The organism is Hyalangium gracile (assembly GCF_020103725.1).
Taxonomy (GTDB): Bacteria; Myxococcota; Myxococcia; order Myxococcales; family Myxococcaceae; genus Hyalangium; species Hyalangium gracile.
The window spans coordinates 62,656-77,505 of record NZ_JAHXBG010000025.1 but is presented as its reverse complement, the minus strand read 5'-3'; the positions used below and the strand labels follow the sequence as shown (position 1 = coordinate 77,505).

Annotated in this window: 12 protein-coding genes; 6 read left to right on the top strand and 6 right to left on the bottom strand. The window is 70.4% G+C overall.

From position 1 onward, the window contains the following. Window positions 1-10 precede the first annotated feature (10 nt). Window positions 11-1,048, top strand: a complete 1,038-nt coding sequence (locus tag KY572_RS36720; protein WP_224248364.1) for a 6-phosphofructokinase — start codon at window positions 11-13, stop codon at window positions 1,046-1,048. Window positions 1,049-1,076: 28 nt separating this feature from the next. Then, window positions 1,077-1,847, top strand: a complete 771-nt coding sequence (gene xdhC / locus KY572_RS36715) for a xanthine dehydrogenase accessory protein XdhC (RefSeq protein ID WP_224248363.1) — start codon at window positions 1,077-1,079, stop codon at window positions 1,845-1,847. A 10-nt stretch (window positions 1,848-1,857) separates the two neighbouring features. On the opposite strand, the gene KY572_RS36710 is transcribed toward xdhC, so the two are convergent. Beyond that, window positions 1,858-3,075 carry a hypothetical protein gene (locus KY572_RS36710; protein WP_224248362.1) on the bottom strand — a complete coding sequence of 406 codons (1,218 nt, stop codon included), beginning with the start codon at window positions 3,073-3,075 and terminating at the stop codon, window positions 1,858-1,860. A gap of 209 nt (window positions 3,076-3,284) precedes the next feature. Beyond that, on the bottom strand, window positions 3,285-4,757 hold the full coding sequence (locus tag KY572_RS36705; RefSeq protein WP_224248361.1) for an MEDS domain-containing protein: 1,473 nt from the start codon (window positions 4,755-4,757) through the stop codon (window positions 3,285-3,287). A 205-nt stretch (window positions 4,758-4,962) separates the two neighbouring features. Between KY572_RS36705 and KY572_RS48255 the strand changes: the two genes are divergently transcribed. After that, on the top strand, window positions 4,963-5,106 hold the full coding sequence (locus KY572_RS48255; RefSeq protein WP_224248435.1) for a DUF2379 family protein: 144 nt from the start codon (window positions 4,963-4,965) through the stop codon (window positions 5,104-5,106). Here KY572_RS48255 and KY572_RS36695 read toward each other — a convergent pair. The 4 genes from KY572_RS36695 to KY572_RS36680 are packed head-to-tail and all read right to left on the bottom strand — an operon-like array spanning window position 5,052 to window position 13,038. Next, window positions 5,052-6,596 (bottom strand): complex I subunit 4 family protein, encoded by a 1,545-nt coding sequence (locus KY572_RS36695; protein WP_224248360.1) that lies wholly within the window; start codon window positions 6,594-6,596, stop codon window positions 5,052-5,054. The genes KY572_RS48255 and KY572_RS36695 overlap by 55 nt on opposite strands. Next, entirely contained in the window at window positions 6,596-8,014 is a 1,419-nt protein-coding gene (locus KY572_RS36690; protein WP_224248359.1) for an NADH-quinone oxidoreductase subunit 5 family protein, read from the bottom strand. Before KY572_RS36690 ends, KY572_RS36695 begins: the two co-directional genes overlap by 1 nt. Further along, window positions 8,001-11,387, bottom strand: coding sequence for a YbcC family protein (locus KY572_RS36685; protein WP_224248358.1), 3,387 nt, complete (start codon window positions 11,385-11,387; stop codon window positions 8,001-8,003). Before KY572_RS36685 ends, KY572_RS36690 begins: the two co-directional genes overlap by 14 nt. Window positions 11,388-11,397: 10 nt before the next feature. Beyond that, window positions 11,398-13,038, bottom strand: a complete 1,641-nt coding sequence (locus KY572_RS36680; RefSeq protein ID WP_224248357.1) for a SulP family inorganic anion transporter — start codon at window positions 13,036-13,038, stop codon at window positions 11,398-11,400. Between the two features lie 255 nt (window positions 13,039-13,293). Between KY572_RS36680 and KY572_RS36675 the strand changes: the two genes are divergently transcribed. Genes KY572_RS36675 through KY572_RS36665 form a run of 3 tightly spaced genes read left to right on the top strand, consistent with a single transcriptional unit; the run spans window position 13,294 to window position 14,838 of the window. After that, complete coding sequence (locus KY572_RS36675; protein ID WP_224248356.1) at window positions 13,294-13,956, top strand: RNA polymerase sigma factor; 663 nt, start codon at window positions 13,294-13,296, stop codon at window positions 13,954-13,956. Continuing rightward, a complete protein-coding gene (locus tag KY572_RS36670) occupies window positions 13,934-14,569 on the top strand; it encodes a hypothetical protein (RefSeq protein ID WP_224248355.1) in 636 nt (211 codons plus the stop codon). The genes KY572_RS36675 and KY572_RS36670 overlap by 23 nt, the downstream gene beginning before the upstream one ends. Then, a complete protein-coding gene (locus KY572_RS36665) occupies window positions 14,566-14,838 on the top strand; it encodes a hypothetical protein (protein WP_224248354.1) in 273 nt (90 codons plus the stop codon). The genes KY572_RS36670 and KY572_RS36665 overlap by 4 nt, the downstream gene beginning before the upstream one ends. Window positions 14,839-14,850 lie beyond the last annotated feature (12 nt).

Below are 14,850 nucleotides of genomic sequence, written 5' to 3'. Positions count from 1 at the left end.
ACCACTCCCTATGAAAGTCGCTGTCCTCACCGGCGGGGGCGATTGCCCCGGCCTCAATGCGGTCATCCGAGCCGTCGTCCGCCGTGCCAGTGAGCACGGCTTCGAGATGATGGGCCTGAGAGATGGGTGGAAGGGCCTGCTGGAAGACAACCACTTCCGCCTCACGCGGGAGACGACCTCCGGCATCCTGCATCGCGGTGGCACCATCCTGGGTACCTCGCGCGTCAACCCCTTCAAGGTCGAGGGCGGCCTGGAGAAGGTGAAGCGCGCGGTGGAGCGCAACGGCATCCACGCCATCATCGCCATCGGCGGCGAGGGCACGCTCTCGGCCGCCACGCGCATGTCCCAGGAGGGCCTGCGCATCGTCGGCGTGCCGAAGACGATCGACAATGACTTGAACGGCACGGACTTCACCTTCGGCTTCGACACGGCGGTGACCATCGCCACGGACGCCATCGACCGGCTGCACTCCACGGCCGAGTCCCACAAGCGCGTCATCGTCTGCGAGGTGATGGGCCGGCACGTGGGCTGGATCGCCACGTACGCGGGCATCGCGGGTGGCGCGGACGTCATCCTGGTGCCGGAGATCCCCGCGGACCTGGCGGGGGTGGCCGAGCACATCCAGCGCCGGCACGCCTCGGGCCGCTCGTTCTCCATCGTGGTGGTGGCCGAGGGCACGCGCGTGAAGCTGTCCGAGGACAAGAGCGAGCAGCTCATCACCTCGGGCGCGCTGGACGAGGCGGGCCGGCCGCGCCTGGGTGGCGTGGGCAGCATCGTGGCGCATGAGATTGAGCGGCGCACGGGCTTCGAGACGCGCGTGTCGGTGCTGGGCCACATCCAGCGCGGCGGCGTGCCCACGGCGCACGACCGCGTGCTGGCCACGCGCTTCGGCGTGCATGCGTGCGACATGGTGGCGCGCGGCGAGTTCGGGAAGATGGCGGCCCTGCGCGGCAACGAGATCATCAGCGAGGAGCTGGCGATGGCCACCAAGGAGCTCAAGCGGGTGCCCGAGGAGTTCTTCAAGGTGGCGCAGGTGTTCTTTGGCTAGGCGGGCACGGAAGGCTCGCTGAACGCCGATGGACCTCTACGCGGAGATCGCCGCCCTCGTCGCCGAGGGCCACCCCTTCGTCCTGGCCACCGTCATCGAGAGCGCGGGCAGCACGCCGCAGAAGCCGGGCTCGAAGATGGTGGTGCTGGGGGATGGCTCGCTGCGCGGCACGGTGGGGGGCGGCGCCATCGAGCATCAGATCATCGATGCCGCGCTCGCGCTGCTGGGAGCTCCCGAGCAGACGCGCGTCATCGAGACGCACCTGACCCACGAGCTGGGGATGTGCTGCGGCGGCCGGATGAAGGTGTTCCTGGAGAAGCACGGGGCACCGGCGCGGCTGACCGTGTTCGGCGCCGGGCACGTGGCGAAGGAGCTGGCGGCCCTGGCTCGCAAGGTCGGCTTCCGCGTCACGGTGGTGGACGCCCGGCCCGAGTGGGCCTCCGCCGAGCGCTTCCCCGGCTGCGAGGTGCTGCTGAAGGACCCCGCCGACCATGCGCGCGCGGTGGCGGGCGGGGCCCAGGACTTCTTCTGCGTCACCACGCATGACCACCCGCTGGACCAGGCCGTGGTGGAGGCGCTGCTGAGCAAGCCCGCGGCGTACCTGGGCGTCATCGGCAGCCGGCGCAAGGCCGAGCGCTTCCGCATGCGGCTGAAGGCGGCGGGCGCGGAGGACGCGGCGCTGGACCGGATCCGCTCGCCGATGGGGCTGGCCATCGGCGCGCTGACGCCCGAGGAGATCGCCGTCTCCATCGTCGCGGAGCTCGTCCAGGTGCGGCGCGGTGGACAGCCCCGCCGGTAGGTAGAGGCGTTTACGGCGTACAGCCCAGATCGAAGCCCGCGCTGCCGATGGCGAGGTACGTCGGGCTCGGTGCGCAGGTGGTGCTCACGTTGAAGTCGGCCTGGGACGTCCCGGCGTGGAGCCGGTAGCTGACGCCGGGCACCAGCTTCAGCGTGTGCGTGCCGGTCCAGGGTACGGGCAGGGAGACCGTGGCCGCGTTGAGGCTCCAGGCCTGGGCGGAGTCCCGGGGCGCGATGCGCACGGGCGCGGTGTTGAGCACGAGCGTGCCGCCGGCCGACGTGGCGGAGGCGGTGGCCTGCGTGCTCACGTTGCCGTTGCCGTCGACGAAGAAGAGGAAGCCGCCCGCGCCGCCGACATAGAGGCGGTACTGGACCCCAGGCACCAGCTGCGCCGAGCCGGTGAGCTGCGAGGAGTTGAACACGTTCGACACGCCCCAGCTGCCCACGTAGTCGCGCGCGTGGAAGCTCACCTGCGCGTTCTTCAGTGTCAGCGTGCTGCCGGAGGCCGTGGCGGAGGCCGGGGACTCGGGGCTGACGGTGCCGTTCGCCGCGACATTGATGAAGGTGCCGCCCCAGCCGGCGATGCTCACGTAGTACCGCTGGCCGGGGACGAGGTTCAGCGTGCGCAGCCCCGTGCCGGCCCCGTAGGCGCCCTCGAGGCTCCAGCCGCTCGCATAGAGCCCGGGATCGATCGTGACGGGAGCGGAGAACAGGGTCAGCGTGTTGCCGGACGCCGTCGCGGAGGCCGTGGCCTGGGTGCTGACCGCGCCGCCCGCTCCGACGTCGAAGAAGATGACGCCATAGGCTCCGACGCGCAGCAGATAGGTGAGCCCTGGCACGAGCGTCACCCACTGCTGTCCCTGGAGCATGCCGGTGCTGCCCTGGATGGCCCAGGTGCCGGTGTAGCCGGCGGGGTTCACGCTCACCTGGGCCGTGTTGAAGATGAGCTGGCCGAGAGCGCCGGTGGCCGCCACGGGGTTGGCGGAGGTGACGGCACCGTTGGCGGCGACGCTGAAGGTGAAGCTGCCCTGGTTGCCCACGGTGAGCGTGTGCGAACCGGGCGCCACGTCGAGGGTCCGCACGCCGGAGTAGTCATCCCCGTTTCCCAGCCTCCAGTTCCCGGCGTAGGCCCCCGGCACTATCTGAACGGGGACGGCGAGGGCCGTCTGCGCCCACAGGACCACGAGGCAGGGCAGGACGAATCGGACGAGCTGCTGGAACGCTTTCATGTGTCTTCCGCTCCTGGAGAGAAGGGCCCGAGTTCGGACCCTCGCTGTCTCAAACGCGGACCGCGCATTTTCTTTTTGGGGCGTCTCGGTACTGGCTGCTCCGGTTGGAGATGGACGCCACCCAGGGACGTGCCCTGTGAGCGAACCGGTCGCGAACTGGTATGACAAGCAGACCAGTTCGGACCGGTTGAAGACCTCGTCGGACCTGCTCAGGGGTGTGGGTGCTCCTCGCTGGCTCGAGGAGTCGAGCGAGGGTCCTTCTCCTGCCTCCCGGGCTTCTGGGAGGCCGCCTCATGGCGAGGGAAGCGAGCGATGAAGCGGGTCCCGCCGTCCGGGGGCGTCTCGACCAGCAGGTCGCCGCCATGCATGCGGACGATCTCGCGGCTGATGTGCAGCCCGAGTCCGACGCCCTTCTGATCGCTGCGCAGGCGGTGGAACCGCTCGAAGATGCGCCCATGATCTTCGGTGGGGATGCCCGCTCCATGGTCTCTCACCACCAGGGCAATGCCCTCCGACTCCGGGAGGATCCCGACTTCGATCGAGGTCCCAGGAGGGGTGTACTTCCGAGCATTGTCGAGCAGGTTGACCAGCACCTGCTCGATGCGCAGCGGATCGGCCATCATCTCGGCCTGGCTGGAGACCTGGACGACCAGGGGGTGTTCCGGAGCCGCGGCCTGGGTGAGCTCGACCACCTCCCTGACCAGGGCGGCGAGATCGCAGTGCTCGAGGGTCAGCGGCAGCTGTTCCGAGGCCAGACGCGCGGCGTCGAGCACCTGGTCGATCAGCCGCGCCTGCTTCGTCGCCTGACGGGCCACGACCTCCAGGCTGCGTCGGAGTGAGGGCAGATCGGCCGCCTGCGCGGCCTCGAGCTTGCGGAGCGAGGCCTGGGTGTACATGAGCATGCTGGTGAGCGGCGTGCGCAGCTCGTGCGCCAGCATGGACAGGAGCGCGTCCTTGGCCTGGGCCGAGGCCTCGGCCTCCTCTCGCGCCAGACGGGCGGAGTACAGCTCGCGCCGCTGGACCTCGGCCTCGCGCACACGCTGCAGCTGCTCGAGCATCCACTGCACACGGGTGTCGGCGGCGGCGCCATCGATCACCGTCGCCGGTGGCTCGTAATAGAGGTTGTCGTACGTCACCTCTCCCACGGCGACCCAGGGGTGGACGCGCAGGGCGTCATGGCAGACCGCCACGGGAAAGCGGGAGCGGTCGTACATGCAGACGGCGACCAGGGGCTCGTCCGGGTACAGGTGGTTTCCGAGCGCCTCGTAGTGGATGAGCTTGTTGGCGCCGACGCCCATCTGCAGTGCCCACGTCATCTCGGCGACGACGCGCAGGCCGGTGAAGCCGTCCGCCAGGGCCTGGGTGATGGCCTGGCGCACGAAGCCGATCATGGCGGTGGGATCGAACTCACCATTGGGAAAAGAGACTTCCCAGCGGCTCAGCAGGACCAGCGCTCCCCGTTGCAGCTGCCGCGCGAAGTCGACTCCGGCCGCCGTCAGGCTGCGCTCGATGCGAGCGGGATCGTGCTCGCCGACGACATAAACGCAGCGCTCACCGGCCTCGAGCCCCGCGGCGGCGAAGGGCGCCACTGCGGTGTGGGGATCTTCTCCATGATCGTAGATGAGGCAGGCATGTTGCCCGCGCCGAAGCTCCCGCACACAACCCAGGCCCGAGTGATCCATGAAGCGCCGCATCTCCGTCACAGCTGGCTGGCGGTAGTCGGGCGCCGAAGTGCGGCAGGCCACAGGCAGCGCAGGGGGTTGACGGCATTGTGCCGCACACGCGCACCCTCAGGAATGTGACCACCCCTCTCCTACCCACCCTCTCGGCACCCCGGGTGGGGACTTGCCAAGTGTTGAACACTGGAGCCTGCCGGCTGCACTGCCCGTGCGAGAGGCCTCGGGGCTACGGCGAGGGGCAACAGGAGGTGCATGCAAGCAATTGGAAGACGTGCTCGCCATCGAAGTCGTGCCACTCTACCGAGAGGAGGCCGAGCTCGTGCTCGAGAAGCTGGCCCAGCGGAAACCGTGAACTCGGACAGCGGCCACGCGCTCCACCATGGTGTCCACCGCGTGCTCGCGTACCCGGAGGAGCGGCCCAGGCAGCAGCCCGCCCACGAAGACCAGGGCGAACAACCCCAGGGCCGCGACGCGCTCGCGTGGCAGCAGATCCTCCACCGTCTCGAGCAGCAGCTTCTGCTCCGGGGCTACTCCCCCCAGGAACGTCTTCTGGAAGGCCCGGAAGAGCGTGATGGCACTGATGGCCGTCGTGAGCAGCAGGGGTAGCGCCACCAACGGGTGGGCCTCCAGCACGCCGTGCAGCAGCAGATCCTCTCCCACGAAGCTCAGCGTCCCCGGGAAGCCCAGGCTCGCGAAGCTCAGCAGGAAGAAGAAGGCCGCCATCCGCGGCGCCTTGCGCACCAGCCCTCCCAGCCGCGTCATGTCCGTGGTCCCCGTCCGCGCCCCGAGCACCTCCACCACCAGCTTCAGCCCCGTCAGCGCCACGCCCGTCGCCACGCTCTGAAGCAACACGCCGGCCACGCTCTGCTCGTTCATCGTCGCCAGCCCCGCCAGCATCAGCCCGGACTGGCTCACCATCAGGAACCCCACCGTGCGGCGCAGATCCACCTGCGCCAGCGCCAGCACCGCGCCGTAGAGCCCTCCGAACAGCCCCACCACCACCACCATCGTCCCACCCGCCGCCCACGCCTCGGGCACCAGCGGAATCACCACCCGCACCAGCAGGAACAGCCCCGCGTGCACATTCACCAGCAGCAGGCTCAGCCCGAACGGCCCCCGCGCCATCAGCACCGGCAGCCAGGAATGGAAGGGCACCACCGCCATCCGCACGCACGCCGTCAGCAGCAGCAGCCCGAACACGACCGGCTGCCACGAGCCCGGCACTCCGCGAGCCGCCAGCCCCGCCAGTTCCCACGGGGCCTGCACGCCCGAGCGCCAGCCCAGCACGCCCACCAGCGCCGTCACCAGCAGGAGCGGCAAGGTGCCCGCGAGCATGTACGTCCGGAAGGTCAGCAGCGCTCGCGACTCCGGCTGTGCTCGCGCGTTCCGGGAGACGAGCACCCAGGCCGGCACCAGCGTGGCCACCCAGAAGGCCGTCAGCAGCGCCAGGTCCTGCGCGCAGAAGAAGCCCAGCGTCGCGCTCTCGGTGAGCAGCAGCACCGCCAGCGTGCGCCGCTCCAGCAGCTGCCGAGGCCCCGCCGCCACCAGCCCCAGCGTGAGCAGCGCGGTGAGGCACAGCGCCACCACGCTGGCTCCATCCACGCCCAGCTGGAGCTCCAGGCCCAGCCCCGGCACCTGCCCCCACGCATCCACCCACTGGGGACCAGCCGCCCCGGTCCGGAAGAACCCGAGCACCACCCCCGCCAGGGCCAGCGTGAGGGCCGTCACACCGACGGTCCACTGGCGGGCACGCTCAGGAGCACGCACCCACCAGAGCGCCACAGCCCCCAGCGCCGGCACGGCCACGAGCATCGAGAGAAGAGGAAGGGAAGTCACCTGCATCACACCGCTCCTGTGGATTCGCCGCTCGATGAACGCTCCGCCGCCAGCACCTCGGGCTTCGGGGTGGAGCCAGGCTCGGGCTTCGAGCTCCAGCCGCTCAGCGCCCCCACCCAGTACCGCTCCGCCTTGTCGATCCACTGCCCGACATGGAGCAGCGGCCGCATCGCCCAGCTCTCGTGCAGCACCTCCAGGGCGAAGCGCTCCAGCGCCAGCCGGTAGAGGCCCCGCACCACTCCCTCGGGCAGCGCGCGGTGGACCACCGCCACGGACGGGGCCTGCGCCGCCTGGAGAGCGGACCGGCGGGCCTGAACCTCGCGCAGCGCCGACGGCGCCCGCAGCAGCTGCAGGCAGCGCAGGCAGGCATGGGCCACCAGGTGCACCAGCGCCAGCGTGTACAGCCCCAGGCCTACCTCGACGAAGATCAACCCCACCTGGGTGAGCACGCCGTAGGCCAGCGCGCTCTTCACGTCCGTCTGCACGCGCCAGGCGAGCGTGGCGTGCACCGCCGTCACCACCCCCACGCCCACCAGCACCATGGACACCACGGGCGAGCCCGCCAGCAGCGGCGCGGCCCGCAGCAGCAGGTACACACCCGCGTGCACCGAGAGCGCGCCATAGAAGAGGGCGCTCGAGGGCGTCGGCCCTTCCATCGCCCTCGGCAGCCAGCTGCTGAAGGGGAACTGCGCGGACTTGCCCATGGCCGCCAGCACCAGGCACAGCCCCAGCACCGTCGCCTGCACCTCGCCCACCGCCACCGCCGGGCCCGGCCACGGCCTGGCCCCGAGCCCCTCCGCCCACTCGGCCGTCCCCAGCCAGTGGTGCAGCAGCACCGCACCCAGCAGCAGGCCCATGTCGCACAGCCGGTAGATCGTGAAGGCCCTCAGCCCCGAGCGCACCGGCGTCGTCCGCTCCTGGAAGAAGGCGATCAGCATCGCCGACGAGAGCCCCACCAGCTCCCAGCCCACGAAGAGCAGGTCCACGCTCCCCGCCTCCACCAGCAGCAGCATGCCCGTGGCGAACAGCGCCAGCAGCAGGAAGAAGCGCGCGAAGCCCTGCTCCCGGTGCAGGTAGTTCACCGAGAACCGACCGATGAGCAGCGTGATGGCGCTGACCAGCACCATCATCGTCACCGACAGGCGATCGATGAGGAAGGACAGCTCGAAGGTGTACTCCCCGGCGGAGAACCACGGCCCCACGTTCAGCTCCAGCACGTCCTGATGCCGCGCCCACAGGGTGATCGCCGTCCCCGCCGAGCACACCAGCGACAGCCACAGCGCCCGCAGCACCCAGGCCGCCACCGTGCGCTCCCGCGGCGCGTGGTGCACCAGCAGGGTGCACCCCAGCAGCAGGAAGGCCAGCGCGGGCCAGAGCGGCACCGAGGTGGCCAGCAGCCCCACCTCGAAATCACTGAGCTGCATGGACGGAACCTCCAGTGCGCGGAGAGGGAGCCGAGCGCCGCTTCACGGGAGGCTCCTGCGTGGTGTCGATCAACGCCGGCGGCAGGAAGTCCCGCTGCCCCCGGTACCACTCGGGCGAGGCGGAGACCACCGGCAGCGGCGCCTCGGGCGGAGTGACGGGCTGGAAGCCGCGAGGCGTGAAGCGCTGCATGGCCCCCGTGTCGGGATCCACACTCACCAGCTGCACCCACCCGTTTCCAATCAGCTCGCGCAGCTCGCGCTGCCGCTCATAGATGCCTGCCAGCACCGCGACGCTCGCCTCCACGAGGATGAGCAGGCGGATCGGCTCGTGGATCTCGATCATCTGCCGGGGCAGCCCCGTGCGCAGATCGCTCTCCACCCCATCCATCACCCCGAGCATGCCGGTGAGGTTGTGGGGCAGCTTGGTGCCGCACCCATAGCGGTCGTTGTCGATGCAGGAGAAGTAGTACTCCAGGTTGATGCCTGCGCCCACCGGCCCCACCGCCGCCAGGATGCGCTCCAGGATGGAGCCCGTGGCGTCGATGGTCGCGTCGTACGAGACGAGGAAGGAGCGCCGATCCAGGAAGAGCCCTCGCGTCAGCGCGCGACGGCCCACGATACAGGCCGCGTTGGTGACGTGGCCCAGCTCCGGCCGGGCCTGGCTCAGGTCCACCGCGCGCTCCTCCACGTGCCGCAGCGCCGCGGCGGGCGAGAGGGTGAGCGGCGCGGACTCGAAGCGGCGGCAGCGCTCGTGCGCGGAGAGCATCCGCGCCCGGTCCATCATCCGCCGGAACGCCGTCAGCTCCTCACGGAGCGCCTCGGGTACGTGCTCCGTATCGGAGAGGCTCACCTCATCGGTGGTGGTGTTGTGCAGCCCTCCCAGGAAGAAGGTGGTGTCGGGGATGTGGATGCCACGCTGGCGCAGCCTCGCCCGCACCTCGGGCCGGTTGGCCATCTCCGCGAAGAGGCGCGCGTTGGGCCCCCCGTGCCGGCCACCGCAGGCGCCGCAGTCGTAGGCGGACTGGTGCGGGTTGTTGACGCTCACCGCGCCGTGGCCCAGCAGCACCACCAGCGGAGCGAAGTTCTTCACCAGCCCCACGTTCTCCAGCGTGGCGGCCACGCGGTCGGCCTGCTCGGCCACCGTGAAGCCCACGGGCTTGGCGTCCGTGGCCGTGGAGTGCTCGTCCGGGCGGAGGCTCGTCAGCACCGTGCGCGGCGCGGGCAGCATCTTCCGGGACAGCGCCCGGCGCATCCGATCCACCGTGTGCGGGACGAGCAGGTGCAGCGGCATCAGCAGCACGGAGAGCAGGCCCAGCACTGGCGTCAGCAGCCAGCCCAGCTCCAGCGAGTGTGAGCCGCCGTGCAGCCAGTGATCGATCCGGCCCCACGAGGCGCGCAGCCTCGCGCGGGCCTCGGCCAGGTGCCCGTGCTCCGGGTGTGCGCGCTCCACCACCTGATGGCGAGGCGTGACGACCACCGGGCACAGCGCGGCGGTGTTGTCGTCGTCCAGCCCCCGGTAGTCCACCGCCACGCCGAAGAAGCCGGCTACACCGAAGGTCTCGTGCCTGGGGCTGAGCTCCTCGAAGTGGCGGCGGATGCCCTCCTCGCGGTCGTCGATGCAGAAGAGCACCTGGAAGCGCGCATCGCTCACCTGGCGCAGCGTCTCCGGACGGCGTCGGTTCTGCCCCACGCCCTGGAGCACCTTCATCCGGTAGTGGTGCTCATAGGCCTCCTGCCACACCCGGCGGCGGGACGTCGCGTCGAAGGCCTCGAGCCACGAGAGCAGGGCGTGGCGCCGGCTCAGCGGGAAGTCCACCACGTCCATGGCCGTCATCCCCGCCAGCTGCAGGAACTGGAAGAGGCGCCAGCTCCCCTGCTCCGCCGGGCGCTCCGGCGCGGAGTCCTGCCGCGGAGCCGTGCGGCGGGCATGCTCCATCAGCCCCGACAGCGGACCGGTGTAGCCCAGCCGCCGCCGCGCCACGTCGCGCAGGGCAAAGCGCTCCAGGGTCAGGCGCACGGCCAGGAAGTCCATCAGCGAGGCCGGTGGCGCACCCGAGGGGCGATCACCGGGGTTGAGCTCCAGCCGTCTCATCATCCCCGCCCAGCCAGGCAGGGCGAGCAGCACGCGGGTGAGCAGGTCCTCCCACCGCGTCTCGGGCAGGCCCAGCTCATCGAGCGCCGCCAGCACCACGTCCCGAGCCGAGAGGTTCCGGGCCTCGGACTGCGCCAGCTCCTCCTCCAGCCCGTCGAGCCACCGGGGCAGCACGCCGCTGCCCCTGAGCTTCATGGCGCGCCAGGCGAAGTACAGCCCGCGCTCGCGATCGGGCATGGCCCAGTGCGCCACCCCCAGGTCGAGGAAGGCCGCGCACGCCCGGATGAGGTGCGGGTGGACCAGCTCTCCCACGTCCTCGCCCGTCACCTCCCGCAGAACCTCGCGAGGGCCGAGCCCCCGCTCCCGCGAGTCCTCGGGCGTCTGGCGCTTCACCTGGAGCAGCGGGGTGCGACAGGCCGACCACAGCGCGCTCACCGCGAAGGCCTCGGGATCTCGCCTCAGCCGCTCTCGCAGCGAGGACAGGCTGCCATCACCGCCAAAGGCTTCCGCCAGCGCCTGCACCCCGACCGTCGCCTCCGCCGCCAGCCACGCATCCACCTCGACGGAGGAGCCCGAGCCTCGGCCGATCAGCTCCCGCACCCGCGTCAGATAGGCCTCGATGGCTGTCCCCGGGATGCCCAGCCTCCGCAGCGCGGCGTCTCGGGACAGCTTCGGCGGGGACGCCGCGGCGATGACGACGCTCACCTCCACCGAGGTGCCCAGCAGGGCGCTCGCCAGCTCCGTCACCGTCCAGTCCCGGCCCACGCGGTCCATCCACGCGCGCAGCCCCTCGGTCGAGCGCTGGAGGAGGCTGGCCCGCGTGCCCTCGGGCAGATCCGCGCGAAGCCGCCGAGACGCCGCCAGCTCCGCCATGCGCCAGCGCAGCGAGGCCGCCGTCTCCGCGGGCAGCGGATGGAGCAGCGCCAGCCGCTCCAGCTCTCGCCGCGAGAGTGGTCCCGGCGCCAGCTCCACCACGGACTCGCTCGAGTCCCGCTCGGCCAGCGCGGCGTCCAGGTCCTCGTCGGTGATGCGCCCCTGCTGGTAGAGCTCCCGGTAGCGGGACTCGGGCAGGTAGGACTCCGTGCCCAGTGTGGCGCTCGCGGTGGCCAGCGCCTCGTGGAAGGGCAGGTGCTGGAAGGCGTGCAGCGTGTTGTGGTGCACGAAGACGCCGATGGGGCCCTGCACCGGGAGCAGGTGGGCTGCGTGGGCCAGCGCCTGGCCCAGCCGCTCCCCGCGCTCTCCCGCGGGGACTTGATCAGCAATGTGATGCGGATGGCTCATGGTGTCCTGCTCAGGAGGTGAGGCCGAGGTCCGCGTCCACCATCTTCTTGCGCGCGGACAGCGGGTGCTCGGAGAGGCTCCGGTGCTTCTCGAGCCCCAGGAGGCGGAAGTGGCGGCCCTGCTGGCGGAACTCGTGCTCCAGCTCGTGCAGCCGCTCCATCGTCGTGTGGTCCACCAGCCGCGCGTGTGACAGATCCAGCTCCACGTGCCGGGCATCCGCCTGCCGCAGCAGGTGCTTCTTGATGGTGAGGTAGTTGGTGAAGACGGCCGCGTGCCGCACCCGCAACACCACGCGATCCTCGGCATGGTGCGTCTCGATCTCCGGCCGGAACAGGCTGCGCGGGGGCGCGCCGTTGAACAGGTGCACCACCGTCTTCAGCGCGATGCCCGCGGCCACGCCCACCAGCAGGTCCGTGGCCAGCGTCACCACCAGCGTGAAGGTGAAGATGACGAGCTGCTCGGCGCCGATGCGGAACGTCTTCACGAACTCGCTCGGCGAGGCCAGCCGCACGCCCGTGAAGATCAGCATCGCCGCCAGCGCCGCCAGCGGGATGCGGTGAATGAGCATTGGCGCGAAGGCCACGAAGAGCAGCAGGAACAGGCCGTGGAAGAAGTTGGAGAGCCGGCTCCTGGCCCCATAGTTGATGTTGGCCGAGCTGCGGACGATCTCGGAGATCATCGGCAGGCCTCCGAGCAGGCCGCTGATCAGGTTGCCCACGCCGGTCGCCAGCAGGTCCTTGTCCAGGTCCGAGCGCCGCTTCTGGGGATCCAACATGTCCACCGCCTTGGCGCTCAGCAGCGACTCGATGCTGCCCACCAGGGCGAACATGGCCACGTACTTGAGCGAGGGCGCCGAGAAGACGGCGGAGAAGTCCGGGAAGGTGATGGCGGACAGCAGGTTGCCCGGCAGATTGACCAGGAAGTTGGGGCCCACCGAATAGACGTTCTGCGACCAGGTGAAGGTGTGCTCATGGTCCAGCTCGAAGAGCAGCCCCATGGGCACGGCGGCCAGCAGCACCAGCAGCGGCGCCGGAACGCGCTTGAGCGCCGGTAGCCGCGTGCTCAGCCCCAGGTGTCCGAAGATCAGCACCAGGCTGACGAGCCCGATGAGGGCGATCTCCGGGTTCATCCGCGTCAGGCTCTGGGGAATCTCCGCCAGGAGCTCGAAGGGCGCCTTGCCCTGGGGGGTGACGCCCAGCAGCGTGTGCACCTGCTTGGAGAAGATGATGACGCCGATCGCCGCCAGCATCCCGTGCACCACCGATGAGGGGAAGAAGTCTCCCAGCTTCCCCGAGCGCAGCACCGCGAAGAGGATCTGCACCACCGCGGCCAGGACGATGGTGGCCAGCGCGCGCCGGTAGCCCAGGCGCATGTCACCGCCGCCCAGCTCCTGCACCGCGGCGATGGCGATGGCGATCAGCCCCGCCGCCGGTCCCTTGATCGTCAGCCGGGCGCTGCCCAGCCACGTGGAGACGACGCCGCCCACCACGGCCGTGAGGATGCCGGCGACAGGCGGAAAGCCGCTCGCCATCGCGATACCCAGACACAGCGGCATCGCGATGAGGAAGACGAGGAACCCGGAGACGATGTCGCTCTTCCAGGAAGGCGCCGCGGCATCGGCTCGGGGCGCGGAAACGGTTGGGACCTGCATGAAGTCACTCCCTCCACACTCGTGGGAGCAGGTGCGATGCCGAAACCAACGGCGGGCCTGCTCATCAATGCGGCGGGGACGGAACGAGCTTTTTTCCGGTTCCCGCGGGGCTTGCCTCGTTTGTTCAGCAAGCAACCCGCCGAGCCGTGGAGGGCTCCTCGGCTCAGGTCCGGAAAAAGACAACGGCCCCGGGAACCGGATGGACCGTCATCCCATCCACAGGAGGCAGGGTGATGCAGAGGCGAGAGGATCTCGATGCAAGCAGGGAAGGCCATCGCCGCGACGAGCGCCCCGGAGAGGGATGCGGACCCGAGGGCGCGCGTGAGTGAGGGCCGGGCGCGCTTCGAGGAGGAAGTGTCTCGGTTGATGCCCCAGCTACACCGGCTCTGCCTGACCCTCTGCCGACAGCGGCAGGAGGCGGAGGATCTGCTCCAGGACTCCTTGGTACGAGCGTTCCTGCACCGGGACTCCTTTCAAGGGAGGGGCTCACTGCTGGGCTGGCTGTGCGGCATCATCCGCAACCAGTTCATCGAGAACCGGCGGGGAATGGCCCGACGCCGCTCCTTGCTGGAGACGATGCTCGAGGGAGCCTCGTCGGTGCTCGGCTCCATCTTCACCGGCGGCTCCGAGCCGCTGGATCCAGAGGTGCAGCTGGGACACTCGGAGCAGACGGCCTGCCTGCTCCGGTGCCTGCACACGCTGCCCGAGAAGTTCCGGCTGGTGGTGCTGCTGTGTGACATCGAGGAGCTGGGTTACGAGGAGGTGGCCTCCATCCTGGAGGTGCCGGTGGGCACGGTGAAGAGCCGCCACTTCCGAGGCCGTGCCCAGCTGAGCGCTGCATTCAAGGCCTTGCAGGCCCAGACGCCGCACGAAGTGCGCGCAGAGGAGGACGCCCGTGAGCTCGCGCGACGACCGTAGCCTTCCCCCACTGCCGGACGAAGTCCGCTTCGCTGTCGCGGCGTTCCGGACCGAGCAGCCCTCGGCGCACCAGCAGGCGCGCATCCACGCGGCGCTCCAGGCGGCGGAGGCTCGAAAGAGCCTGTCGCCGAGCCGGCCCGCGAAGGAGCCGGTGCGCAACTGGCTCTCCCACCTGGGACTCTGGATGATGATGGGAGCGGCGCTGGCCGCCGTGCTGCTCACGGTGGGAGTGAAGCGCCCGGGAGAGGGCGGCATGGCCCAGGTGGTGCGTGAGGCCCTGCCCCTCCGGGAGGTCTCCATCCGGGTTCCCGAAGGCGGTGGCTGGGTGGCGCTGCCGTGGACCGTCGATCGGCACCCGGAGGGCACGGCCCGGGTGGTGCTGGAGACGCCGGCCGAGCTGGACTTCCACCAGCACTCCTCGCACCTGCCCACGGTGCAGCTCGTGAGCTGCGAGGGAGCCCGGTGCCTGCACCAGTTCACCACCGATGCGGGAGCGGAGGCCGAGCCGCTGCGCGTGCGGATCCACACCCCTGGGCACTACGTGCTCAACGTCTCGCATGCCTCGGAGGGCCGGCACATCCACGAGACCTTCGTCGTGAGGGCCGTGCCATGAGGCTCATGCGGGAGGGCTTCCTCTCGGAGGGGAAGCTGGCGGAGCGGGACCGCCCGCCGAGGACGGAGGAGTCAGCAACCGGGGCCGTGCTGTGGCTCCAGCTGTTCGGGGCGCTCGCGCGGGCCCTGGTGCTGCTCTTCATGCCGCTGATCGCGCTCGGCCTGGGCTTCCTGGTGGGGCGCAGGTTCGACAGTGCCTGGGCCATGCTCGGCACCGTCGCCGTGTGCCTGCTGGCGGGAGGCATCCTCGGTCCCGGCGAGCCGCTGTAGCAGGGGCGAGCC